Origin of the sequence: Methyloversatilis discipulorum (genome assembly GCF_000527135.1) — a bacterium.
In the GTDB taxonomy this organism is placed as follows: domain Bacteria; phylum Pseudomonadota; class Gammaproteobacteria; order Burkholderiales; family Rhodocyclaceae; genus Methyloversatilis; species Methyloversatilis discipulorum.
In genome coordinates this window covers 3674103-3698799 of record NZ_AZUP01000001.1, presented here as the reverse complement: position 1 = coordinate 3698799, position 24697 = coordinate 3674103, and the positions used below count along the sequence as shown (strand labels likewise).

General features: G+C 65.1%; 21 protein-coding genes and 1 tRNA gene. 5 read left to right on the top strand and 17 right to left on the bottom strand.

Annotated elements, in window-relative coordinates:
* Positions 1–57: 57 nt before the first annotated feature.
* From METFAM1_RS0117320 to METFAM1_RS0117305, 4 genes are read right to left on the bottom strand one after another with little or no spacing between them, the layout of a single operon-like run.
* Positions 58–1260: a glycosyltransferase gene (locus METFAM1_RS0117320; protein ID WP_019916719.1), complete on the bottom strand. Its 1203-nt coding sequence runs from the start codon at positions 1258–1260 to the stop codon at positions 58–60.
* Positions 1260–2393, bottom strand: a complete 1134-nt coding sequence (locus METFAM1_RS0117315) for an NAD-dependent epimerase/dehydratase family protein (RefSeq protein WP_019916718.1) — start codon at positions 2391–2393, stop codon at positions 1260–1262. The genes METFAM1_RS0117320 and METFAM1_RS0117315 overlap by 1 nt, the downstream gene beginning before the upstream one ends.
* A gap of 18 nt (positions 2394–2411) precedes the next feature.
* On the bottom strand, positions 2412–3809 hold the full coding sequence (locus METFAM1_RS0117310) for a DUF1302 family protein (protein ID WP_019916717.1): 1398 nt from the start codon (positions 3807–3809) through the stop codon (positions 2412–2414).
* The gene (locus tag METFAM1_RS0117305; RefSeq protein WP_019916716.1) at positions 3806–4558 is read right to left on the bottom strand and encodes an ABC transporter ATP-binding protein; all 753 of its coding nucleotides are present in this window, start codon (positions 4556–4558) and stop codon (positions 3806–3808) included. The genes METFAM1_RS0117310 and METFAM1_RS0117305 overlap by 4 nt, the downstream gene beginning before the upstream one ends.
* Before the next feature lie 53 nt (positions 4559–4611).
* Between METFAM1_RS0117305 and METFAM1_RS0117300 the strand changes: the two genes are divergently transcribed.
* Positions 4612–5424, top strand: a complete 813-nt coding sequence (locus METFAM1_RS0117300; RefSeq protein ID WP_019916709.1) for an outer membrane lipoprotein-sorting protein — start codon at positions 4612–4614, stop codon at positions 5422–5424.
* A 59-nt stretch (positions 5425–5483) separates the two neighbouring features.
* Complete coding sequence (locus METFAM1_RS0117295; protein ID WP_019916708.1) at positions 5484–6236, top strand: PEP-CTERM/exosortase system-associated acyltransferase; 753 nt, start codon at positions 5484–5486, stop codon at positions 6234–6236.
* A gap of 83 nt (positions 6237–6319) precedes the next feature.
* Here METFAM1_RS0117295 and METFAM1_RS0117290 read toward each other — a convergent pair.
* The 7 genes from METFAM1_RS0117290 to METFAM1_RS0117260 all read right to left on the bottom strand — a co-directional run bounded on the left by METFAM1_RS0117290 (position 6320) and on the right by METFAM1_RS0117260 (position 13134).
* A tRNA-Phe gene (locus tag METFAM1_RS0117290) sits at positions 6320–6395 on the bottom strand.
* A gap of 55 nt (positions 6396–6450) precedes the next feature.
* Positions 6451–6762 (bottom strand): hypothetical protein, encoded by a 312-nt coding sequence (locus METFAM1_RS0117285; RefSeq protein ID WP_019916707.1) that lies wholly within the window; start codon positions 6760–6762, stop codon positions 6451–6453.
* Positions 6763–6770: 8 nt separating this feature from the next.
* Positions 6771–8249, bottom strand: a complete 1479-nt coding sequence (locus tag METFAM1_RS0117280) for a sensor histidine kinase (RefSeq protein ID WP_019916706.1) — start codon at positions 8247–8249, stop codon at positions 6771–6773.
* Entirely contained in the window at positions 8236–8910 is a 675-nt protein-coding gene (locus METFAM1_RS0117275; RefSeq protein ID WP_019916705.1) for a response regulator, read from the bottom strand. The genes METFAM1_RS0117280 and METFAM1_RS0117275 overlap by 14 nt, the downstream gene beginning before the upstream one ends.
* 387 nt (positions 8911–9297) lie before the next feature.
* Entirely contained in the window at positions 9298–10944 is a 1647-nt protein-coding gene (gene groL / locus METFAM1_RS0117270; protein WP_024300804.1) for a chaperonin GroEL, read from the bottom strand.
* Positions 10945–10988: 44 nt separating this feature from the next.
* A complete protein-coding gene (gene groES / locus METFAM1_RS0117265) occupies positions 10989–11279 on the bottom strand; it encodes a co-chaperone GroES (RefSeq protein WP_019916702.1) in 291 nt (96 codons plus the stop codon).
* Positions 11280–11445: 166 nt separating this feature from the next.
* Complete coding sequence (locus METFAM1_RS0117260; protein ID WP_019916701.1) at positions 11446–13134, bottom strand: sensor domain-containing diguanylate cyclase; 1689 nt, start codon at positions 13132–13134, stop codon at positions 11446–11448.
* Positions 13135–13297: 163 nt separating this feature from the next.
* On the opposite strand from METFAM1_RS0117260, the gene tal reads away from it, so the two are divergent.
* Complete coding sequence (gene tal / locus METFAM1_RS0117255; protein ID WP_019916700.1) at positions 13298–14242, top strand: transaldolase; 945 nt, start codon at positions 13298–13300, stop codon at positions 14240–14242.
* Complete coding sequence (locus METFAM1_RS0117250) at positions 14239–14463, top strand: DUF1289 domain-containing protein (RefSeq protein ID WP_019916699.1); 225 nt, start codon at positions 14239–14241, stop codon at positions 14461–14463. Before tal ends, METFAM1_RS0117250 begins: the two co-directional genes overlap by 4 nt.
* A gap of 4 nt (positions 14464–14467) precedes the next feature.
* Here METFAM1_RS0117250 and METFAM1_RS0117245 read toward each other — a convergent pair whose 3' ends face one another.
* Positions 14468–15394: a catechol 2,3-dioxygenase gene (locus METFAM1_RS0117245; protein ID WP_024300803.1), complete on the bottom strand. Its 927-nt coding sequence runs from the start codon at positions 15392–15394 to the stop codon at positions 14468–14470.
* A gap of 215 nt (positions 15395–15609) precedes the next feature.
* Between METFAM1_RS0117245 and METFAM1_RS0117240 the strand changes: the two genes are divergently transcribed.
* Positions 15610–17328 (top strand): sigma-54-dependent Fis family transcriptional regulator, encoded by a 1719-nt coding sequence (locus METFAM1_RS0117240; RefSeq protein WP_019916697.1) that lies wholly within the window; start codon positions 15610–15612, stop codon positions 17326–17328.
* 328 nt (positions 17329–17656) lie between these two features.
* Here METFAM1_RS0117240 and METFAM1_RS0117235 read toward each other — a convergent pair whose 3' ends face one another.
* The 5 genes from METFAM1_RS0117235 to METFAM1_RS0117210 all read right to left on the bottom strand — a co-directional run bounded on the left by METFAM1_RS0117235 (position 17657) and on the right by METFAM1_RS0117210 (position 24636).
* Positions 17657–18631 carry a VTT domain-containing protein gene (locus METFAM1_RS0117235; RefSeq protein WP_019916696.1) on the bottom strand — a complete coding sequence of 325 codons (975 nt, stop codon included), beginning with the start codon at positions 18629–18631 and terminating at the stop codon, positions 17657–17659.
* A gap of 124 nt (positions 18632–18755) precedes the next feature.
* A complete protein-coding gene (locus METFAM1_RS0117230; protein ID WP_019916695.1) occupies positions 18756–19838 on the bottom strand; it encodes a Rieske 2Fe-2S domain-containing protein in 1083 nt (360 codons plus the stop codon).
* 73 nt (positions 19839–19911) lie between these two features.
* Positions 19912–20874 (bottom strand): PDR/VanB family oxidoreductase, encoded by a 963-nt coding sequence (locus METFAM1_RS0117225; protein ID WP_019916694.1) that lies wholly within the window; start codon positions 20872–20874, stop codon positions 19912–19914.
* 409 nt (positions 20875–21283) lie between these two features.
* Positions 21284–22585: a DUF1329 domain-containing protein gene (locus METFAM1_RS0117215; protein WP_019916693.1), complete on the bottom strand. Its 1302-nt coding sequence runs from the start codon at positions 22583–22585 to the stop codon at positions 21284–21286.
* Positions 22586–22638: 53 nt separating this feature from the next.
* Positions 22639–24636: a DUF1302 family protein gene (locus METFAM1_RS0117210; RefSeq protein WP_019916692.1), complete on the bottom strand. Its 1998-nt coding sequence runs from the start codon at positions 24634–24636 to the stop codon at positions 22639–22641.
* Positions 24637–24697 lie beyond the last annotated feature (61 nt).

The following is a 24697-nucleotide window of genomic DNA, read 5'->3' as shown; positions in this document are numbered from 1 at the left end:
CTTTTGTGCGTTCGAAAGCGCACGTTCCGAATCCGTCGTTGCCCGGTCAGCCCGCCTTTATGCGGATACAACCAGCCCGTTCAGAATCGAGCAGGTATTGAAACTGGCGAAGTCCTGCTGGACCGTCTTTGCGGCACGCCTGAAGCCCTCAGCTTCACCCCCGACCATGCGTCTGAGTGCGATCCGCAGTTGTTCGTAGCTCACGCTGCCCGCACGCAGTGAAATCCCCGCACCGGCATCGACCACACGCGACATGGTGAGGAACTGATCCATGTTCGAACACAGACCGACGACCGGCGTGCCGGTCGACAAGGCCTGATAGACCGTCGCACTCCCGCCATTGCAGATGACGAAATCTGCACGCGCAGCGGCTTCGAGCCCCGGCAGATAGTCGGCGACGAAACAGTGCGGTCCGGGCGAAGCCACGTCCGAGCGCCCCGCCGTGGCCGTCATTGCGTTGACCTGCGCGTCGGCCAGCGCGCGAAATACCTCCGGCAGCAGATCGACCCGTCCAGTGGAGCCCAGCGTGACGTAGGCAAGCGGCCCCGGCGGCATCGACGTCCACCAGTCCGGCAGCGGCATCGAGGGCGACCAGATGATGGGCCCGATGAAATGGTGGTTGGGCGGACAGTCCGGACGCACCGGCACCAGACCCGGCGTATCGGCGTAAAGCGTCAGATCGCCGTCGGTGTAGGCATGACGCACGTCGGGAAAACCACTCATGCCGTTCTTCCTGCGTACCGCGTTGAGCGGGCCGGCGTGCAGACGAAAGGCGAGCGGCTGCGCCAGCCGGAAGATCGGCTCAGCGAGTGCCGGCCCGAGCACCTTGGTCAGCGTAATGTCGGGCAAGGGAAAGCGTGAATGGGCAGACCAGGGACTCCAGTGCGCGTTGCACAGCGCGAAGTAAGGGATGCCGACAAGCCGTGCCGATACGCTCAGGGACAGACGGAAATCACCGATCACCACGTCGGGACGTTCGCGCTGCAGCAACGCAACATCGGCCTCGACATAGCGCTCCAGCTCGGCGCGGGTGTAGAGCGGTGCGCCGGCCGCCAGGCGATCGAGAAAAAGCTTGGCTGGAATGCTCTCCAGCCCGAGCCTGCGAAGATCCGTTCCGCGGAAACATAGATCGAAGGCCGGAGCGGTCGCGACCGACACGTCATGATGCGCTGCGAGCCCCGACGCCAGCACGACCGGCCGGGCGACATGCGCGAGGGATACCGCTTCCGCCACGAACAGAACGCGGCGGCGGGTCGACATCAGGCGCCCCCGGCGCGACCGAACAGGCCGAAGCGCGTCAGTTCGGCGACGGTCTGCTGATAGCGATCCTCCGACGGCTGCCCGCCCGCCCAAGCGGCGAATTCCGCCATGCCCTGATCAAGCGTACGCGCCGGCTCATAACCGAGCACTGCGCGCGAGTGCGCCAGATCGGCAACGCATCCGAAGATGTCGCCGACACGGTACTCCCCCTTGTCCTCCATCGTCACCGGCTTGCCGACTGCACGTGCGAGCGCGTTGGCGATGTCGGCGATCGTGCTCGCCTCGCCGGCGCCGACGTTGAACACCGAGCCAGGTGCCACGTCTGCGACCAGTGCTCGCATATTGGCCGCAACGACGTCGGATACATGGACGAAGTCGCGCACCGGCAGGCCGCCCTCGTACACCGAGATAGGCTGGCCGGCGCAGATGCGCGAATAGAAGATCGACACCACGCCGGTGTAGGGATTCTTCAGCGACTGACGCGAGCCGAAAACGTTGAAGTAACGCAGCACGACCGCAGGAATACCGAAGGTGTTCGCCGCGTAGCGAACGTAATCTTCCTGATGCTTCTTCGTGATCGCATAGACCGAGAACGGCTCTGACACCTTGTCTTCCGGCGTCGGCACCGCGTCGAGATCATCGCCGCAGACCGGGCAGGGCATCGCGAACTTGCCCGCCTGCAGGCGCTCGCGCGAACGGGCGCCCGGATATTGGGCGCCATGCTCACGGCAGACATAGGCCCCCTCGCCGTAGATCGCACGCGACGATGACAGCACCAGACGCTTCAGCGCGTGGCCACCCTTGACGATGCCTTCGATCAGGGTGGTCGTGCCCAGACCATTGACCCGCGCGTAATGGGTCATGTCGTACATGCTCTGACCCACACCGGTCAGCGCGGCAAAATGGTAGACCGCGTCGATGCCGTCGAGCGCGCGCGCGACGTCGTCGGCATTGCAAACGTCACCGATCTGCAGTTCCACCTCGGGCGCGAGATAGGCCGGCCGCTGGCGGCTTTCGCCATGTATCTGCGGATCGAGAATGTCCAGCGCACGCACGCTGTGACCAGCGGCCAGCAGCGCGTCCGCCGTATGTGAACCGATGAAGCCGGCACCGCCCGTGATCAGCACTCGCATGTGGCACCTCCGCCCGAATCAGAAGGAGTAGCGCAGCTCGCCGTAGTAGCGGTCCGAGTTGCCGAAACGCCCGAAATAGCCATTTGAATTGCCGCCGAACAGATCCGCACCGAACTGCGCGCGCCAGTTGGACTGCACGCGCCAGATCAGCTTGGGGCGGAACATGTAGTCGTTGCGCACCAGCGACTGCACCCACAGAAGCTCGCCCTCGAGACGTTCGTCGAACTTGTGGTTGTACAGCACCGCCATGCCGTTCTCACGCCGGTTCGCCAGCAGGTCGGGCGCCTTGTCCATGTGCGCCCGCTCGAAGTACTGGAGATTGAGCCGCGACTCGGACATGAAGGGAATGTCGATACCGATCGCATAGTCAACCATGTCCTGACGGACCAGTCCGTCGGGCCGTGTCGACAGCGGCGACACTGGAAGGTAGCGATCGTAGGTGAGCACCGCTTCGGCCTTCAGCAGGAAGCTGCCGAAATCCTTGGTCAGCGTTGCACCATACTGATGAATCCAGTCGTGTCGCGGCGTATAGACCACCGCGGTCGGGGCGACGAACCGACGACTGAAGGTCGGATTCACGTCCAGGCTGCGGTAGTAGAAGGCAGCCAGATCCCAACCCTGTACCAGGGTACCGACGCGCAGGCCGTAGTTCGAGTTGCTGAGCTTGCGGTCCGGCCGCTCCTGCGCGTCGTAGGTCGCGCTGATACCCGGGAGATCGGGTTGCGTCAGATAGAAGTCGCCGCCGAAGCGGCCGATATTGTCGACGCTGACGTAGGGCACCCAGATCAACTCGGCGCGCCAGTCGTTCCTGAAGTACTCGGCGCGGGCCGCCCACTGCGGAATGCGCTGCTGGTCGAATTCCTGCGTGAAGAACTCGCGCATGTCGCGCGCCGACACCACGTCGGCGAAGAACAGGCCGACCATTTCGCCCCACACGATGTGCTGGCGCCCAAGGCGCAGTTCGACATCGCCGACCGGCATGTCGAGATAGACCTCGCGCCACGCGAACTCGCTGCGCCGGTCGTCGCGTACCGCGGCCGGGTAAAAGTCGCTCTCCCAACCGTAGGCGAAGTCGTAATCGACGCGGCCGACAGCCTTCCACTTGATGCCCTGACCGAAACTGCCGCTGCGGCCGAGCTCGTTGCGCCAGCGCGCCTTCGACCAGTGGCTGTTACCGGCAACCGTGCGCGCCAGTTCGAACTGGCTGAAGCCACGCCAGCCCGACATCGACGACGAGCTCTGCTCATCGGCCTTCGGCTTGCCCTGCTCATCACTGGCGGCTTCGGGCGCCGGTTCGACGAACAGATCGTCGAGCGCGTCGGCTGCCGGCGCGGCCCGGACCCCAAGCAGCAGTGCCAGCGTCAGCGCCGCCAAGGGCAGGCGGCGCAGGGCGGAAAGGAAATCGAAGTGCGTCATGAAGCAGCCTGCAGAGTGGCGGATTTCGGGGGTTTGACGTAGGCCCATTCGCCCGGCGATTTCTGTACACCGAGCGCGGTCAGTTCACCGTCCTCGATGCGCACCAGACGGTCGGCCATCGACATCACGCGCTTGTCGTGGGTCGAGAAGATGAAAGTGGTCTTCATCGTGCGGTTGATCTCGCGCATCAGCTCGAGAATCGAATCGCCGGTCTTGCGGTCGAGGTTGGCGGTCGGCTCGTCGGCCAGCACGATGGCCGGCTGCACCGCCAGCGCGCGGGCAATCGCGACACGCTGGCGTTGCCCCCCGGACAACTGGTTGGGCCGATGATGCATCTTCGGGCCGAGCCCGACGATGTCGAGAAAGTACTTCACCCGCTTCGCGCGCTCGTCCTTGCTGACTTCGGGCAACTGCAGCAGCGGATACTCGACGTTCTCGTAGGCCGACAGGACGGGCAGCAGATTGAAGGTCTGGAATATGAAACCGATGGTGCGCGCGCGCAGACTGGCCAGTTGGTCCGGCGTCTGCCCCGACACGTCCTGACCGTTGATCAGGATCTGCCCCGAAGTCGGTGTGTCGATGCAACCGATCAGGTTCAGCAGGGTCGACTTGCCACTGCCGGAGGGCCCCGCAATGGCAATGAACACGCCGTCCTCGATATCCAGCGTGATATTCTTCAAGGCATTGACCTGCTGTCCGCCGAGCATGTAGCTGCGGCTCACATTCCGGATCTGGACGACGTTGTTCATCAGGAAGCCCGGTTCAGAAGACGGGTCATGCGCCCGGTGCTGGAGACAAAAAAATGAATGTTCCGAACACCCCGCTCGGCATGCGCGAAGCCACCACCACCGGCCGATCGTCGCCCCGGCGCAAGACGTTCGCGCGGATCCTTGCAACTGTTGCAGCTCTTGCGGCACCGTTCTGCATTGCGCCGTCCGCCTTTGCCCAAGATGCCGCGAGTATACTTGAAAAGGCCGACACCATTCGCTTCCCGCGGGAGCCCTTCCAGGTCGAGGTCAGCGTCACCTCGACCACGTCCAGCGGCGAAGAATTCCGCAAGTACCGCATCCTGTCCAAGGGTAACGAGAACACCATCGTTCAGACGGTCGAGCCGGCTTCCGAGCGCGGCCAGATCCTGTTGATGAAGGCGCGCGACCTGTGGGTATTCCTGCCCACCGTATCGCAACCGGTGCGGCTGTCGCTGGCGCAGCGCCTGACCGGCCAGGTCGCCAACGGTGACCTGGCGCGCGCCAACTTTTCCGGCGACTACACCCCGAAGCTTCTGCGTACCGAAAAAGTGGATGGCAGCGATCATCACGTGCTCGAACTGACGGCGGTCGATCGCGGCGTGACCTACTCGCGCGTGCTGCTCTGGGTGCGCACATCGAACAACGCGCCGCACAAGGCCGAGTTCTACTCCCTGTCGGACAAACTGCTGAAGACCTGTGTCTATGATGAATACAAGACGCTGGGCGGCAAACTCCGCCCGACCCGTCTGGTCATGCAGGACGCACTGAAGCAGGGCGAGCAATCGACGCTCGAGTACGCATCGATGCAGTTGCGCGACATCCCCGACAAGGTGTTCGACAAGGAATACCTGAAGAAACTACAGTAAGGTCAGCAGGCCACGCACGCGGGATGCACCCGCGGCGTCATACACGGTCGGACAACATCATGTTTCTGCTTGAAGTCGGAAACCTCAAGGAAAATTTCGCCAAGTACTTCGCGGTGGAAGCCGCGGTCGATGAGGCGATGAAGCACGAGGTCTATCGCGTCCGGCACGAGGTGTATTGCCAGGAACTGGGCTACGAAGCCACCAACCCCGACCATGAGGAAACCGACGGTTTCGACGCGCACGCGCTGCAGATCGCGTTGCGCGCGCAGACAAGCGGTCGCATCGTTGGTTGTGTGCGGCTCGTGCAGCCAGACCCGGACGACCTTGCGAAACCGCTCCCGTTCGAACACCTGTGCGAGACGGCAATCGACCGCAGCATCATCGACCCGGCCTGCATCGACCGTCGGCGCATGGTGGAGATTTCACGCCTCGCGGTGCTGTCGGATTACCGCAAACGTAAGGGCGACAGCGGCGGCCCGATCGCCATTTCAGAAGAGGACATGGGAACGCGGGACCAGCCCCGCTTCCCCTACATTCCGGTCGGCCTCTACCTCGGCCTGCTGGCCGCCGCCGAACTGCACGACATCGAACATCTTTTCACGCTGACCGAGGCGCGACTCGCCCGGCATCTGAGTGCACTGGGCTTCCGCATCCACCTGATCGGTCAGGCGGTGGAGCACCGCGGCAAGCGCGTGCCGTCGGTCATCTACCGCAGGGAACTGATGGCGCACCTGCCACCGTTCATGCAGCCGCTGTACGACCAGTTGCTGGAGGAGATGCGAGGGAAGTACCTGGCGCGAAACGCCGCGTGAGCGGATGACGGTTTCGGAGGGAGAAAAACAAAAAGGGCCGCGAGGCCCTTTTTGTTTGCGCGCAGACTGCGCGCGGAGAATTCTGGTGGCCAAGGGCGGAATCGAACCACCGACACGCGGATTTTCAATCCGCTGCTCTACCAACTGAGCTACTTGGCCAAAGAGCCAGCGATATTAGTATCTGATCGCGTTTCTGTCAAAGGTTTTGCGTCGATCATTGCGCGCGCAGCATCGTTTCGGCGACCAGCGATATCTTGGCGATGATGAGTACGAGTTCGACCAGCAGCAGTCCGAAAAAGGCAACGAACGGCAGGTGGCGGTCGGGCACGAAGCGCGGCGTGATGTAACGGAACAGGCGGAAAACGCGCGCACCGACCTGGTTGAATGCGTTGTAGATCAGGTTGCCATGACGACGGCTCCCGGCAAGCAGGTAAAGCGCCGCCTGACCGATCAGCGTCAGCAGCACGATTTCGTTGAGTCCCTTGAGGACGATGACCGCGCGCAGTCCGATATCCAGCATGTCCATGCCTGCCCTCAGACAGGCCACGGCAGCGCCGCGGCGTCGGTCGGAACCTGTTCCACCACGCGCGGAAAGGACACGCGCACGATCAGTCCGCCGTTGCCGGGTGCGTCTAGCAGTTCGACCTCGGCGCGATGCAGCTCCGCGATCTCGCGCACGATGGGCAGACCAAGCCCGGAGCCTTCGACCTGAGTCCCGAGCACCCGATAGAAGCGTTCGAATACGCGCTGCCTGTCTTCGACCGGAATGCCGGGCCCGGTGTCCTCGATTTCCAGGATCGCACGGATGTCTGCTTTCAAGCGCACGGTCACGATGCCGCCGTAGGACGTGTACTTGATCGCGTTGTCGATCAGGTTCTTGAACATTTCGCCGAGCAGCACCGGATTAGCGTCGATGTACAGCGCGACGTGCGCCCGCTCGAAGCCGAGGTCGATGTGGCGCCTGCGCGCAGCCGGCACCCAGTCGGCAATCAGCGATTCGAGCAGCGCATTCAGCTCTACCCGCTCGACCGCGTGCACCTTCTCCGTACTCGCTTCTGCGCGCGCCAGCGCCAGCAGCTGATTGATCAGGTGTCCCGCACCAGTGGCGCTGACCAGTATCTGCTCCATGCAGGCGCGGATCTGCGCCGGATCGTTTTCGAGCAGCGCCAGTTCGGCCTGACTCTTGAGCCCGGTCAGCGGCGTGCGCATCTGGTGCGCCGCGTCGGCGATGAAGCGCTGCTGCGCCGCGAGGTTCAGTTCGAGCCGCAACATCATGTCGTTCAGCGCATTGATCAGCGGGCGCAGTTCCTCAGGCACACGGCGCACGTCGATCGGTGACAGGTCGGTCGGTCGCCGCTTCTCGATCACCGCCTGCAGCCGCTTCAAGGGCCACAGCCCGCGGCCCAGACCGAAATAGACCAGCACGACGGCGATCGGGATGATGACGAACTGCGGCAGCAGCACGCCGGACAGGATGCGCGAGGTCAGCGCCTCGCGCTTGTTCAGCGTCTCGGCCACCTGCACGGTCACGTAGGAACCGGGGATGGTGGTGACCGGCTGGAACATGTAGGCGATGCGCACGTCCTCGTTGTTCACGCGGCCGCCGCGGAAGTAGAGCTCGCCGGCCTTCCACGGCTTGTCGTCGGGCACGTCCGGCACTTCGCTGTCACCGGCCAGCAGCTCTCCAGCACCGCCCAGCACCTGGTAGTAGATGATGTCTTCGCCGTCGATGTGGAACAGATCTCGCATCTGCGGCGGCTTCACGAAGATGGCGCCGACCGGCGTGAAGCGCACCTGCCGGCTCAGCTCATAGACACTGTCGCCCAAGACCTTGTCATAGGGCGCGTGTGCAATGTCGTCCGCCACGTTGTGGATGATGGCGATGCTGATCGGCCACACGAACATCAGCGGCGCGAGCATCCAGTCGAGGATTTCGCCGAACAGCGAGTTGTACTCGCCGGTCCTTTCGCCTGATTTGTCGCGACGGTTCTTCAGCTTGTCACGCGGCGGCATCCGGTCTTTCCAGGCAGTAGCCCAGGCCGCGCAGCGTCACGATGCGCAGGCCGCTGTGCTCGATCTTCTTGCGCAGCCTGTGCACATAGACCTCGATGGCGTTGTTGCTCACTTCTTCGCCCCAGCCGCACAGATGGTCGACCAGCTGTTCCTTGTTGACCAGCCGGCCGGCGCGCAGCAGCAGCACCTCCAGCAACGCGGTCTCGCGCGCCGACAGTTCGATCGCCTGGCCATTGACGCTGGCCACGTGATCGGTCTGATCGTAGGCGAGGCTGCCGATCTCGATACGGGTGGGCATGCCGGTGCCGCGGCGCGTCAGCGCACGCACGCGCGCTTCCAGCTCGGGCAGTGCGAAGGGTTTGCACATATAGTCGTCTGCGCCGGCATCGAGCCCGCGCACGCGGTCGTCGATGCCGTCCTGCGCGGTCAGGATCAGTACCGGTGTCGTGCACTTGCGCGCGCGCATGCGCTTGATCACCTCGATGCCGGACAGCTTGGGCAAACCGATGTCGATGATGGCCAGATCGAAGCCCTGTCCATGCAGCGCCGCGTCGGCCTCACCACCTGTGGCCACGCTGTCCACAGCGTAACCGGCGCGCCGCAGCGCGCGAACCACGGCATCGGAAATGACCGGATCGTCCTCGGCAAGCAGGATATGCATAGCAAATCAGCCTTGCGGCCGCCTCCTCCATGAACGTCTTCTGCGTTCGCATTCGGGTTTGGGGTTTGAATAACCCCACCGGACGTCAGTGTAAGGGAGATGTAAGCGCTCAAGAATAGTCTGCGCAGCGCTGTTCTTCTTTTGGTCCTCGGGGGCAAACCGGTCAGTCCGGCGCGCCCCGGGGAGCACCCTTCCCCTGCACGGGGTGCTCCCCACCCATTTTTCGGGCGCCCGTCCGAATCGCTCCCCCAATCCCGATCGTTCTCGTTGCACCGTCACACATTCGCCGCGACTGCTGCCCGTGGACGAAAAAAGCCCGCACCGAAGTGCGGGCTTTTTTTGTCTGGCAGACCGGGCCCGGTCGCCTCGCGGCGACCGGAGCGGACATTACATGTCCATGCCCATGCCGCCCATGCCACCCATGCCGCCCGGCATGCCGCCGGCAGCCGGCTTGTCTTCGGCCAGCTCGGCCACCATGCAGTCGGTGGTGAGCATCAGCGAAGCAACCGAAGCGGCGTTCTGCAGTGCGGTGCGGGTGACCTTGGTCGGGTCCAGCACGCCCATTTCGACCATGTCGCCGTACTCGCCCGAGGCGGCGTTGTAGCCGAAATTGCCCTTGCCTTCCTTCACCTTGGCCACGACCACGCTCGGCTCGTCGCCGGCGTTGGCGACGATCTGGCGCAGCGGCTCTTCGGCAGCGCGCATGATCAGCTTGATGCCGGCGTCCTGGTCGGCGTTGTCGCCGCGCAGGTCACCGAGGTTCTGCAGTGCGCGCACCAGGGCGACGCCGCCGCCGGCCACGATGCCTTCTTCAACGGCAGCGCGGGTGGCGTGCAGCGCGTCTTCGACGCGTGCCTTCTTTTCCTTCATTTCGACTTCGGTCGCGGCACCGACCTTGATCAGTGCAACACCGCCGGCCAGCTTGGCCTTGCGTTCCTGCAGCTTCTCACGGTCGTAGTCCGACGTGGCGGCGTCGATCTGGGTGTTGATGTTGGCAACGCGTGCGGTGATCGCGTCTTCGGTGCCGGCGCCGTCGATGATGGTCGTTTCTTCCTTGCCCACTTCGATGCGCTTGGCCTGGCCGAGATCCTGCAGCGTGGCCTTTTCCAGCGACAGGCCGACTTCTTCGGCGATCACCGTACCGCCGGTCAGGATGGCGATATCTTCCAGCATGGCCTTGCGACGGTCGCCGAAGCCCGGGGCCTTGACGGCGACGGTCTTCAGGATGCCGCGGATGTTGTTCACCACCAGGGTAGCCAGCGCTTCGCCTTCGATGTCCTCGGCGATGATCAGCAGCGGACGACCGGCCTTGGCGACCTGTTCCAGCACCGGCAGCAGATCACGGATGTTGCTGATCTTCTTGTCGTGCAGCAGCACGAAGGGGCTGTCCAGGACGGCGATCTGGCGGTCAGGGTTGTTGATGAAGTAGGGCGACAGGTAGCCGCGGTCGAACTGCATGCCTTCGACCACTTCCAGCTCGTCGTTCAGCGACTTGCCGTCTTCAACCGTGATGACGCCTTCCTTGCCGACCTTGTCCATCGCTTCGGCGATGCGGGCACCGACCGAGGTGTCCGAGTTGGCCGAGATCGAGCCGACCTGGGCGATTTCCTTGCTGGTCGAGCAGGGCTTCGAAATCTTCTTCAGCTCGCCGATAATGCCGGTCACGGCCTTGTCGATGCCGCGCTTAAGGTCCATCGGGTTCATGCCGGCAGCCACGTACTTCATGCCTTCGCGCACGATGGCCTGGGCCAGCACGGTGGCGGTGGTGGTGCCGTCACCAGCGACGTCCGAAGTCTTGGAAGCGACTTCCTTGACCATCTGGGCGCCCATGTTCTCGAACTTGTCCTTCAGTTCGATTTCCTTGGCGACCGACACGCCGTCCTTGGTCACGGTCGGGGCGCCGAAGGAGCGCTCCAGCACCACGTTGCGGCCCTTCGGGCCCAGGGTCACCTTGACTGCATTGGCCAGCACATTGACGCCGGCGACCATGCGTTCGCGGGCGGAATCACCAAAACGTACCTCTTTTGCGGGCATATCTAACTCCTTGAGTATTCAGAAATTCAGGACAAAGGAGGCGATCAGGCCTCGACCACGCCCATGATGTCTTCTTCACGCATGACGAGGAATTCCTCGCCATCGACCTTGACCGACTGACCGGAATACTTGCCGAACAGCACGCGGTCGCCAGCCTTGACGGCCATCGGGCGAACCTTGCCGTCGTCCAGGATCTTGCCGGCGCCGACGGCGATGACTTCACCCTGGTCCGGCTTTTCTGCGGCTGCATCGGGAATCACGATGCCCGAAGCGGTCTTGCGCTCTTCTTCCAGACGCTTGACCAGCACGCGGTCGTGCAACGGACGGATTTTCATGCAATGACTCCTTGAGATTGAAGGCGCGAACCCAGTCGCGACGTTTGACGATATTCGGGGCGATGCGACACAGCGCACCGCCGTGTTAGCACTCACTGCCAACGAGTGCTAATAGTAGTGGCGGGTTGTTTCGATTTCAAGAGCGCGCGAACAATGACCGGCCGGATCAGCCGTCGGCCGTCTGCGCCTGTTCGCTGACCAGGCGGTTGCGGCCGGCGCGCTTCGCCTCGTAAAGCATGGCGTCGGCGAGGCGGACTGCGGCGTCCTCGTCCTCGTGCTCGGGCTGCGCCATGGCAAGGCCTATGCTCATCGTGACGACGCCGACCGCCGCCGTGGGCGAAGCCTCGACCGCTCGCCGGATCTTCTCGCCGACACGACAGGCGTCGGCGAAGCCGGTCGCCGGCAACAGCAGCAGAAACTCCTCGCCGCCGAACCGGGCAACGAAGTCGCTCTCCCGCAGCGCCGCCCTGAGCACCGCCGCGACGTGACGCAGCACCGCGTCGCCGGCCGGATGGCCATGACCGTCGTTGATCCGCTTGAAGTGGTCGATGTCGGCCACCAGCACCGCATAGCCCTTGCGCGATCGCCGCATGCGGACGAATTCGTCGCGCAGGCGCTCGTTCGCGGCCAGCCGGTTGGGCAGACCGGTCAGCGCGTCGCGTCGCGCCTGGTCGCGCAGCTCGTCGTTCAGCCGCGCCAGTTCTGCCGTGCGTTCGGCCACCTTGTGTTCGAGGTCGCGGTTGCTCGCTTCGAGTGCCTCGCGACGCTGTATCAAGGTCGCCGCCATGCCGCGCAGCGCATCGACCAGATGGCGCAGTTCGACCGCGCCGGCACCCACTTCCAGCGTGACCCCCTCGTCGCCCTTCTCGATCCGGCGCGCCAGCGTCGCCAGCCGCTCGATCGGCTGGCTCAGTCGCGACGCCGCCAGCCAGGACAGCAGCAGCAGGATCGCGACCGCCAGCAGCGCGAACACCAGCACCACCTTGCGCAGCGCCTGCACGTCTTCCATCACGCGATCGAGCGGCTGGCGGATGACGACCTGCCAGCCCAGCGGGCTGGTCGGAACGACCTCCCGCACCGGTACCACAGCCGTTACGTAGGGCTCGGTGCCCGACCAGTTGTCGATGAAGAACCCCGCACGCGCAGGCGGATCGCCCAGGCGCGGCAGCGCCAGCGGGCTGTCCTCCGGAAAGATCACGTCGCCCTGTCCGTTGATGATGAGGATGTCCATGCCCACACGCTCGGCGTTGCTCGGCCGCAGCACCTGCAGTACGGAGCCGGCCCAGTCCCAGTGCACATGGGCGGCCAGCACGCCGCGCACCTGGCCATCCTCACCGGACACCGGCACCGCGATATCGATGAAGCGCATCGGGCCGGCACCCTTCTTCGGCAGCAACTTGGCCAGCAACAGGGCCTCGTGCAGATCGCCGATGAACACCCCGTCGAGCCCGCCGGCAAACCACGGCCTCTGCGCCACGTTCTGACCCAGCAACAGATCGTGTGTGGCGGCCTGCACCACGCCGTCGAGATCGGCAACGCCAATCCACGAATACTGCGGATAGGAGTTCTGCAGCCGCTCCAGGCTGCCGCGGAAGGCGCTGTCGTCCAGCGGTTCGCGACGGAACAGGCGGGTGTCGGACAGCAGTTCGATCTCGCGGCGGCGCTCGTTCAGGCTTTCGGCCAGCACCGCGGACATTGCGGTCGCCAGTTCGTGTATCGCGTGGCCGCGCTCGTTCAGCAACTGTTCCGCGTAGACGTGGTTGATGTACAGATAGGCGGGAAGGCCCACGATCAGCGCCAGGCCACCACACAGCAGCGCAAGGCGGTTGCGGAAACTGCCAGGTATCAGCGTCATCGGACTCGCTGTCTCGTACGTGCGGGAACCGGAACGATACGCCAAGCGGCATGCGTACCCCAAGCGGCATGCTTACCCGAATGCGCGCCGGTAACCGCCGACTCGCAATACACTCCCGGCACACTTGAACACCGCACCGGACCCGATCCCCGACGGAGCCCCCATGACGACCCATCTCGAATCGCTGAAACAGCATTCCATTGTCGTCGCCGACACCGGCGACATCGAATCCATCGCCCGGCTTAAGCCACAGGACGCCACCACCAACCCGTCGCTGTTGCTGAAGTCGGCGCAGGACGCGCGCTACCGGCCGCTCCTGGACGGCGCGCTGGCGCAGGCGAAGGCGGCCGGCGAAGACCTGCACGGCGCGATCGACCGGCTGTTCGTGGCCTTCGGCTGCGAAATCCTGAAGCACGTGCCCGGCCGGGTGTCGACCGAGGTCGATCCGCGCCTGAGCTTCGACACCGAGGCGAGCATCGCCAAGGCGCGCCACCTGATCGCGCTGTACGAAGCGGCCGGCATTTCACGCAGCCGCGTGCTGATCAAGCTCGCCACCACCTGGGAAGGGGTGCGCGCAGCCGAAAAGCTGGAGCGTGACGGCATCCACTGCAACCTCACGCTGCTGTTCGGCATGGCCCAGGCCATCGCCTGCGCCGACGCCGGCGTCACGCTGATCTCGCCCTTCGTCGGTCGCATCTACGACTGGCACTGCGCGCAGCAGAAGGTGGCCGACATTCCGCTGGACCAGGACCCGGGCGTCGCGTCGGTCACCCGCATCTACAACTACTACAAGCAGCACGGCTACCACACCGAAGTGATGGGCGCGAGCTTCCGCAAGGTGGGTCAGGTCGAGGCGCTGGCCGGCTGCGACCTGCTCACCATCGCCCCCGACCTGCTGGACCAGATGGCCGCCCTGCCCGGCGAACTGGAGCGCCGGCTCGACCCGACGCGCACGACGCCGGCCGAGCGCGTCCTGCTCGACCAGAAAGCCTATCAATGGCTGCACAACGAGGACGCGATGGCGGTCGAAAAGCTGTCGGACGGCATTCGCCGCTTCGACGTCGATGCGCGCAAGCTCGATGCCTTCGTTGCCGGCCTGATGCAATGAGCGAGCAGTCGCCGGCCGACGAGCCGGACACGCCCTGCGTCGCCATCTGCAGCACGCTGTTCGACGAGGTGTGCCGCGGCTGCGGCCGCACCGTGATGGAAGTGGCGAACTGGGTGTTCATGACGCCGGACGAGAAGCGCGCGGTATGGACGCGGATACGCGCCGAGGGCTACCCCCGGCGCGACATCCAGGGCCTCACCGACCGGCCGGAGCGCAGATAGCCGCTCAGGTGTGCACGTTCAGGAAGGCCTCGTTCAGCTTGCGGTCGTGATAGAAGATGGCGCGCCCGAGGTCTTCCACCTTCCACGTGATGACCGGCTTGTCCGGATAGTGGATGTAGCCGCCGGCGAACACCTCGTTGCGGTTGCCCGACGGATCGAAGAAGTAGATGGTGGCGCCGCGCGTGATGCCGTGGCGCGTCGGGCCGATGTCCAGCGACACGTCCTTGCGCGAAATGATGTCCGCCGCGCGCAGCACGTCATTCCATGTGTCGAGGATGAAGGAGCAGTGATGGAAGCGCCCCTTCTCGGGGTTGCGGATGAAGGCGATGTCGTGCGGTTTCGTTGAACAGGTCAGGAAGGCACCGACCAGTGCGTCGCCGGCCATCACCTGTTCCGCCATCTTGAAACCCAGCACTTCGGTGAACAGCTTGACGGTGCCATCGACGTCGTCGCCGTACAGCAGGCAGTGGTCGAAGCGGGTCGGCTGTATACCGATCAGGCCATCCGGCCACGGGTCCGGATTCACGTCCGGCAGGCCGTTGCCCACCTTGTCCTTGCTCGCGAACAGCTCGATCGCGTGCCCGGTCGGCACCGTGAAGCGGAAGCGGCGGCCGGTGTGCAGATGTTCGCCGGCGGGAATCCACTGCAGATCGGTCGCCAGCCGGCTGCCTTCCACCTCCGCCGCCAGCCTGTCCAGCGTCGCCTCGCTGTCCACACGGAAGCCCATGTAGTCCATGCCCGGCGCGTCCGCCTTGCGCAGCACCACGCTGTGGTGATCGTGTTCATCCCAGGCCTTGAAGTACACGCGACCTTGCGCATCGCGTCCGGTTTCGATCAGGCCCAGCACTTCTCCGTAATGCTTCACCGCGGCATCCAGGTCGGTCACGCGTAGCGCGACATGGCCCGGGCGCAGCACGCCGGTCATCGGCATATCTCCATCCTCCATCTGTTTGTCGTGGCCCGGTTCGTGACCGGGCACGCAGACAGTGCAATCGCCGTACCAGTCGTCGCACCCCGGACAAGCCCCTGTTTATTCGAAGATTCAATAAAAATCTCGACATTTTCGGGCGCTGATTTCATGATTTGACGAAACCGTACTCGCCGCCGCCTGCGGCTTTTCCGGCAAACCGACGACTGGAATCCGCCATGCCCCGTCCCTCCCGCGGCCCGCTGACCGCCATCACCGACGCCATCGACGACCGCACGCTGGCGAAGAACGTCCATTTCGCGCCGGACAGCGGCCATATCCTGCTGTTCGACCAGCGCATGCTGCTGATGCACGGCTTTTCGGTCGCCGCGCTGCGGCACGAACTGGTCGAACGGCTGGGACTGGAGCGCACGCGCGAGCTGTTCACCCGCATGGGCTATCAGCAGGGCGTCGAGGACGCGCGCTGCCTGCGCGAAACCGAAGGCGGCGACCTGACGCGCACGCTGGCGCTCGGGCCGCGCCTGCGCGAGATCGAAGGCTTCGTGCGCAATCAGGCGGTCGAACGCATGCAGTTCAACACCGACAGCGGCGAGTTCTGGGGCGACTACTACTGGCAGGCGTCGTGGGAGGCCGAGGCGCATCTGAAGCACTTCGGCATCAGCGGATCGCCGGCCTGCTGGATGATGACCGGCTACGCCAGCGGCTTCACCACGACCATGATGGGCCGGCCCATTCTGTGGCGCGAGCTGGAGTGCGTCGCGATGGGCCACGCGCGCTGCCGCGTGATCGGCCGCCCGCTGGAGGAGTGCGAGGACAGCGCCGACGATTTGCGCTTCCTGCGCATCGAGGAATTCGTGTCGGCGCCGCGCGGTCGCCAGCCTGCGGGCGATGGCGCCGGCTCGGGACTGCCCGATCTGGTCGGCGCCTCGGCCGGCTTCAACGCCGTTGCCCACCTGATACGTCGCGTCGCGCCGACCGACGCCACCGTGCTGCTGCTGGGAGAAAGCGGCGTCGGCAAGGAGCGCTTCTCGAAAACGCTGCACGCCATCGGCCCGCGCGCGAAAGGGCCTTTCATCGGCGTGAACTGCGCCGCCATTCCGGCCGAACTGGTGGAAGCCGAACTGTTCGGCGTCGAACGCGGCGCCTTCACCGGCGCCCACGCGTCGCGGCCCGGCAAGTTCGAGCGCGCCCACGGCGGCACCCTCTTCCTCGACGAAATCAGCAGCCTGCCGATGCCGGCCCAGGGCAAGCTGCTGCGCGCGCTGCAGGAAGGCGAGGTCGAGCGGGTCGGCGACACCCGGGTGCGGCCAGTCGATGTGCGCATCGTCGCCGCTGCCAACCGCGACCTGCGCGCCGAGGTGGCGGCCGGGCGCTTCCGCGAAGACCTGTTCTTCCGCCTCAACGTGTTCCCGATCGAGATTCCGCCTTTGCGCGAGCGGCGTGAGGACATTCCGCTGATGCTCAACGTGTTCGTCGAGCGCTACGCCAAACGTTTCGGCAAGCACATCGCCGGCCTCACCCAGCGCGCCGCGGAAGCGCTGTGGGCCTACGACTGGCCGGGCAATGTGCGCGAACTGGAGAACATCGTCGAGCGCGCGGTCATCCTCGCCGACGACGGCGGCAATCTGGACGTGCAGCATCTCTTTTCCGGCGGCGAGCGACTGACCCAGCCGATGTTCAACCTGTCGGCCGGCGGCCGGCTCACGCGCGCAGCCGAGACCACGACTTCATCATCCGACGCACCGCCGGACGGTGTGGATGCGCACATTGCGTCACTGGTCGACGCCGGCCTGCGTTTCGACGAACTGGAACAGCGCCTGCTCGACCACGCGATGACGCGCACCGGCGGCAACCTGTCAGCCGCTGCCCGCCTGCTCGGCTTGAGGCGGGGGCAGTTCGAGTACCGCGCGAAGAAGCGGGAGACAGGGCCCGCCTGATGCCGCGCCGCTGGTCGAGCTGATTCGGTTCTTGTGGGAGCGACCTCTGGTCGCGATGCGGCTTCAACGGGCCGCGGCTTCGCTTCAGGCTGCCATCGCGAGCAAGCTCGCTCCCACCAAAGCCTGGCCGTAGCGGCTTATCAGGTCTGTTCCCGTGGGAGCGGCCTTGGCCGCGATGCGGCCAAGGCACTCCGCCGGCTTCGATTCACGCTGCAGTCGGGGTCAGAAGCCCCCTCCCACAGAACCCCGGCTCCGACCACGGATCAGGCGTGCGTCCTGGGGGAACGGCCTTGGCCGCGACAGGGCTGTCGCGAACCGTGCCTTCGTTTCAAGAGCTGCTGTCGCCAGCAAGCACGCCGCCGTCAGACAGCGACGAGACGCCTGTCACCTCCACCCGATACCCCGCCGCCTGCCAGCCCTCGATGCCGCCACGCAGCGGTCGGGCGTGCCGGAGGCCGGCGGCGTGCAGCTTGAGCGCAGCGCGCACCGCCGACACGTCGTTCGGGCAGGCGCAATAAGTCACCAGCACGCCGTCCTTCGGCAGGCGGTGAGCGTGCGCGTCGATCTGTTCCAGCGTGATGCTCAGCGCGCCGGGAATGCGCACCGGCTCGGCATCGACGATGAGGCCCGAGCGCACATCGACCACCGTGACCAGGTCGCCGCGGTCCAGCATGGCCAGCAGCTCTTCCGGCGCCAGTCGCTCCGACTGCAGCTGGCGCAGCGCGCGACGCCGCTCCAGCCAGCGCCAGCCGATGTAGAGCGCCAGCAGCACGCCGACCAGCGCCGCGGCGTAGGCCCCCAGTTCGGCCAGCGCATCGAGTACCGCTTCGATCTGCGTCGCGAACAGCAGGCCGATCACCAGCGCGGCGCCAGCCCACAGCACGGCGCCCAGCGTGTTGAACAGCATGAAGGCGGACGGCCGCATGCCGAGCGCGCCAGCGAGCGGCGGCGCGATCGTCGACAAACCGGGCACGAATTTGGCGATCACCAGCGTGGCGATGCCGTAGCGGGTGAAGGTCGATTCGCTCTGCCGCACGCAGGTATCGGGCGACAGCGAAATGCGGCACAGCAGGCGCAGCACGCGGTGCCCCTGCAACCTGCCGGCGAGATACCAGGCGACATCGCCTAGGGAGGATGCGGCCACCGCCACCAGCAGCGCGAACACGCCGTACATCGGCTCGTCGGCCACCCGTGCGCCAGCCAGCATGACCAGCGGCATCGCCGGTATCGGCAGGCCCAGCTGTTCCGCCAGCACCACCAGGAAAATCAGCCACAGCCCGTAATGGGCCAGCAATTCGGTCACGCGCTTCTCCGGTATGAATTTCGGCCGTCACGATGACATGGAATCGTGACGGCCGAAAAGTCGTTCCGGTCAGATGAGGGCGATCGCCGGCGATTTCCAGCGCGTAGCCGCGTGGTACCCCGCTTCAGCCGACTGCGCGCAGCGCGCCGTTGCGCTCGGCGTCGATCAGCTTCGTCAGCAGCTTGCGCACGCGCACAGCGGCGATGTCATTGCTCATCAGCACCGGGTTCAGAGAGAAGAAGTCGGTCGTGCCCATTTCATCCTGCGTCGCCTGGATGACCGGGCCGTCCTCGTTCTCGAAGGCGGCGTGCATGGCACGTATCTTCATCGCGTTGTATTCGGCGTTCTCCACGTCGTGATTGCGCCGGGTAGCGAAGTAGTAGTGCGTCTTCGTCGCCGACTCGGGCGTGCAGGTATGCAGGTCGTACTGGCCGGTGCAGTGATCGAGATCCAGCGGCCCCTCGCCCTGGATGGCGCCGACCGACAGCTGGATGTTCGCCGGTGGCGTCCAGGTGATGTCGAAAAAATGCCGCGCCGGTGCGGCCGGGTCAGGCAGGAAGTTCGCGAAGATGAGCATGGCCGGCGTCTGCGACCACTGCCAGCGCGCATTCACGCTGTCCGCGCCCTCCTTCACCGCCGGCACCAGCGGTGACAGCTGGCCGCGGGTGCTGATGATTTCGCTGTGCACATGGTCGATGTGACTCAGGTCCATCACGTTGTCGATGATGAGCTCATAGTTCACGTCCATGCGCATATAGGTATGCGCCAGCGCGTTTGGATGCCCCTCGTCCAGCGGTCCGAAGTCCGGCAGCCGGGTCGGGTCGGCCAGTGCGGCGTCGCCCATCCAGATCCACACGAAGCCGTACTTCTCCAGCAGCGGAAAGCTGCGCACCTTCGCCGCCTTCGGGATCAGGCCATTGCCGTGCGGGTTGTGCGTGCAGGCGCCGCTGCAGTCGAAGCGCAGCGCGTGGTAGGCGCACACCACGTCGTCGCCGATGCGCTTGCCCAGGTGCAGCGGCGCGAAGCGGTGCGGACAGCGGTCGTGCAGCGCCACCGGCGCGCCATCGGCCTTGCGGTAGATGAGCACCGAGGTGTCGAGTATCCGGCGGTGGAACATGCCCTCGGCCGGCACCTCGCTCGACAGCGCCGCGACGTACCAGCAGTCCTTCAGGAACTCGACCTTCTTCTCCAGTGCCTTCGTTTCCATCTTGTTGTCTCCTCCGTCTTGTCGTGATGCGCCCGGCGGACACCGGGCGGTCCTGCAGGCCGGCAGGTGGCGATCAGAGATCGAGCACCAGCACGGCGGATTTCGAGCGCGAACAGCAGGGCGTGAAGCAGTCGTTCGCCGCCCGCTCGGCGTCGCTGAAATACATGTCGCGGTGATCCGGCTCGCCCTCCAGCACGCGGGTGACGCAGGTGCCGCAGATGCCCTGCTCGCAGGACAGCGGCACTTCGACGCCGTGCGCGGCGAGTGCGGCGACCACGGTCTGCCCGGCGGCCACCGGCACGACGCGGCCGCTGCGTGCGAGCTGCACGGCGAAGCCCTGGTCGCCGCTGCGCGCGCCGTCGGTCGCAGCGAAGGATTCGGCGTGGATGTTCGCGTCGGCCCAGCCGGCCGCACGGGCGCTGCCGATCACGTGATCCATGAAGCCTGTCGGCCCGCAGACGTAGAGGTGGGTGTCCGGCGCCGGTGCGGCCAGCACGGCAGCGGCGTCCAGCTTCTGCCGCGGGTCGCCGTCGTCGAAATGCAGGCGTACGCGGTCGGCCCAATGCGCGTCGCGCAGCCGGTCGAGGAAGGCGGCGCGCGCCGGCGAGCGAGCGCAGTAGTGCAACGTGAAATCGGCCTGCCCGTGCGCCAGCTGCTGCGCCATCGCCAGCATGGGCGTGATGCCGATGCCGCCGGCGAACAGCAGCGACCGGCGCGCCGGCACCAGCGCGAACAGGTTGCGCGGTGCGCCGATGCGCAGCTGCATGCCGGCACGCAGATCGTCGTGCGCGCTGCGCGAGCCGCCGCGGCCGGCCGCTTCGCGCAGCACGCCCAGTTCGTACTGCCGCGTCTGCGCCGGGTCGCCGAGCAGCGAGTACTGGCGCACCAGACCGTTCGGCAGTTCGACGTCAATGTGAGCGCCAGCGGTGAAGGCCGGCAGCGGCGTACCGGCCGGCGATTCGAGCACGATGTGGGCAATGTCGTCGGCGACGCGCGCGTGGCGGGTGACGACGACCGGGATGTTCGGCGCGCTCATGCGTCGGCGCCTTCGCTGTGGGCGGGCGACGGGCGCGCGCCATGCGGACAATGCTGCATTCTTCCTCCGGATATTCTTGTGGTGCGCGGGTTCAGCGCCGCGCAGACTCCGGATTTGCAACGACTGTGCCAAGCGGTTTTGAACCGCCAAGCCATTGATTCGATGAAAGTGTTTTGAAACCGACGCGCTGACTCGGGGGCCGCCCGTACCGCTTTCCGGATATCGGAAATCCGGAATTCTTCAAATGCCGAAACGGCGCCGGCGAGTTCGCTGTCGCCGCAAGCGGCAAGGGCGAAAAAAAGCCCCGACACGGGGGGTCCGTGTCGGGGCGTGTCCCGGCTGACCGGGAACGAGGAGTACCGCTCACACCATCGTTGGCCTCACGCGGACACGCGTGAGGGGGCGGGCGTCAGTTGCCGCCGCGCATGTTCTGCACCTGGAACAGGTTGGCCGGGCTCAGCTTGGGATCGACCTTGCCCTTGAACTGGCCGGTCGTGCAGTGCTTGGCCTGCACGTCCACCATCGAGAAGGAGTCGTCGAGCGCGACACCGGTGCCCTTGTTGATCGGCAGGTGGAAGTCCGGGTGGGCCTTGCCGATGGTCCAGCTCTTCCACAGTTCGCCCTTGCGGTCATACACCAGCGTGCGCGACGCGCCATAGACCTGGGCGTCGAAATGCATGATGCGCTTGCCGACCGGATGGTTGCTGTTGACCGGCACCGCCTCGACGACGTGCACCTTGCGCAACTGCCAGGTGATGTCGGGGAAGCACTCGCCCTGGCCGGTGAAGCTCACGTACTTGTAGCCGTCCTCTTCCTTGAATTCGTCCGACAGCTTCATGTCGTTGTGCTTGTAGTAGGGCATCAGCAGGTTCTTCGTGCCGACGAATTTCCACTGCATGTCGGACACACGGCTTTCATAGCCTTCGAAGTCCTCGATCATCAGGTCGGAGCCGAGGAAGGAATCGGTCACCTGCCCTGCCGCCAGCCGGCGCACGCGGCGCTGGAAGCCGAGGTAGAGGTAGGCATCGTCGAACTTGGTGTCGTCCTCGTACTTCTGGATGAGCAGCTGCGTGTTCTTCAGATCCTGCGGCTCCAGCACCTGGGCGTAGATGGCGCGATAGAGGTTGGCTGCGTTCGGCGTTACTTCAGGCGTCGGCGCGTGGTCGGTACGGTGTTTGAAGTTCAGGAAGAAGAAGTTGAACTTCAGCGTCCGCTCGAGCTGGCCGGTCGTCATGTTGCGGTACTTCCAGTAGAACGGGTGGATGGCGGCGTTGTCGCCCCAGTTCGCGCCGTACTTGAAGTTCCACGCCACCTTCTCGCCGGCGCGCGGGTCGGAAGTGCTCGGCTCTTCCGGGAAGGGACGGCCGCCGGCGAAGCCTTCGATTTCGCCCGTCTTGGCGCCCAGCTTGGTCTTGTTCAGGTTCTTGCGGGTGGCCTCGACATAGCCCTTGGGGTTCGGAAAGCTCAGCGTCTCGCCGACCTTGATCTGGTACCAGCCGTTCTTGATCACCATGTACATGCCGGCGTCCAGAGCGTCCTTGAACTGGTCGACGTTGTCCTTGTTGATGGTCATGCCGGCACTGAGGCCGGGGAAGGTCGGAAAGCCCTTCTTGTACGGCTCGAAAGCGCTTTCGACATCGGCTTCGCTGGCGGCGAAGACCTGGGTGCACAGTCCGGCTGCGAGCAGGCCGGCGGCGAGTAGCTTGTTCATTGCGTGCGTCTCCTGTGAAGCCGGGGCGCGCGCCCCGGCACTGCGGTGGATGGTCAGAACTTGTAGCGGAGGGTTGCGTAGATTTCGTCTTCGGCCCAGGCGGCGCCGATCGGGCCGGCGCGGAAGCGGCCCAGCGGTTCCAGCCCGGCGAGGCCGCGCGAGTAGGCTTCGAGCGGATTGCCGCCGTAGTTGCCCGAGGTATTGGGCGGCCACGGGTTGCAGGCCCGGCAGTCGTCGAACTTGTAGCGGTCGTTGTTGCTGCCCAGCTTCACGTTGGCGCCGATGGCGAACTTCAGGTTGTCGCTGAGCAGCCATTCGACCTGCGGCGCGGCAACCGTCGCCTGCGCGCGGAAGTCGTGGGCGAAGATGATCTGCGGACTCAGGCGGTCGTTCTTCAGGAAGGCCTTGATCAGCAGCGTGCCGATCACGTTGTCCTCCCAGTCCGGAATGCCCATCAGGCCGCCCATCGGACCACGCTTCAGATCGTGGTTGAAAATGTGCTGGTAGAACAGCTGACCGGAAATGAGCGTGGTCCGGCGCGGATTGATGAAGGGAATGAAGGTCGGCCGGTCGATGCCGATCACCGCGCGGAACACGTTGTTCTCCGAATACAGCTCGGGCTTGGACGTGTTGGCGAATTCCTCGCCGTCGGTCAGCGCCGCCTCAATGCGTACCGCCGCGTTGGCGGCTTCCCATTCGAAGTCCATCGAGCCGCCGATCAGGTTCACTCGCGGGAAGTGCATGTCGAACGAGATCAGGTAGGGCCAGGCGTTCTGGAACTGTCCGGTGAAGCCGTTGGTGCCGCGCTTGCCGCCACGCAGGCTGGGCAGCTGCGAACGGTAGGTCAGCGCATTGAGCGAGAAGGACAGGCCGCCTTGTGTAACGCCTTCGTACTTCACGCCCAGCTGCGTGTTCTTGAGCTTCCAGCCCGGCAGATGAACCTCGTCCAGACCGATCTGGCCGGGGCCGAAGTCGGTGGCCAGATAGGAGCCAGGCACGCCCGGAATGTTGGCGAAGTTGGCCACCGTGCCGCCGTTGTCCCACAGGTTCTTCATGCCGCGGAAGAAGCAGCCTGCATCCAGGATGACGTTGGCGGTGCCGCACTGGCCAAGGTTGTTCGGGCGGAACTTGTCGAAATTCCACACCACCTGCAGGTTGCGTTCCTGCATGGTTTCGCTGCCGCCCATGCGGTATTCGGCCTGCACCATCCACATCGGGATGCGGATGTCTTCCAGCTCGTCGTAGATGTTGTTGCGCGAGTAGTCGACCGGGTTGATCACGTCGAGCACGCGGAACAGGTCGGTGCGGCCCCACACCACCTGCTGCTTGCCCACCTTCAGGAAGATGGAGCGCTGATCGTCCAGTGCGAAGGTTTTCTTGACGTAGGCTTCGCGCAGGAAGTCGAGCCGCGAATTGAACTCCGGCGATTCCAGTTCCGAGCGCTTCTTGTCGCCATAACCGCCGAAGTCGGCGCAACCGCGATTGTCGTAGTCGCAGGGGCGAACCGGCACACCGAAAGCGGCACCGCCCTCGACGTCGTGCCAGCGGTCACCGAGCACGCGCAGGCCCTCATTCGGATTGCGGTTCAGGTCGAAACCGAGGAAGGGTGTGTCGATCAGGCCGTTGTCGCCGACCACGCCCTGGCCGTGCGGCGTCGAGCGAGTGCCGCCGAATGCTCCGGCCGGGTCGGTGGTGTCCAGATTGATCGCGCCGCCCGCCTCCTTGCCGTACTGGTCGTCGTTGAGGCGATAGACGCCGTCCCAGGTTCCGCGCAGCACGCCGTGCAGTTCCCAGCCGTTGCCCAGATCCTTGTCGGCCTCGACCTGCACCGTGTTGCGGAACTTCGACAGCCCGACCGTGCGCTCGGTGTTGTCCTTGCCGCGGAAGCGGGTGTCGTTCTCGTAATAGACGTCCACCTTCCACTTGCTGTTGCTGCTGCCCAGGTCGGGCAGATTGTCCTGCGCGATCGCGTTCAGTGCGGCGAGTGCGCACAGTACCCCTCCCAGCCCGACACGGGCCGCGAGGTGGCTCCTCTTCTTGTATGTGTCCACCTTGTCCTCCTCCTGTTTGTCCTGCTATCGCACTGCTGACTCTCTCGGTTGCTGCCGGGCG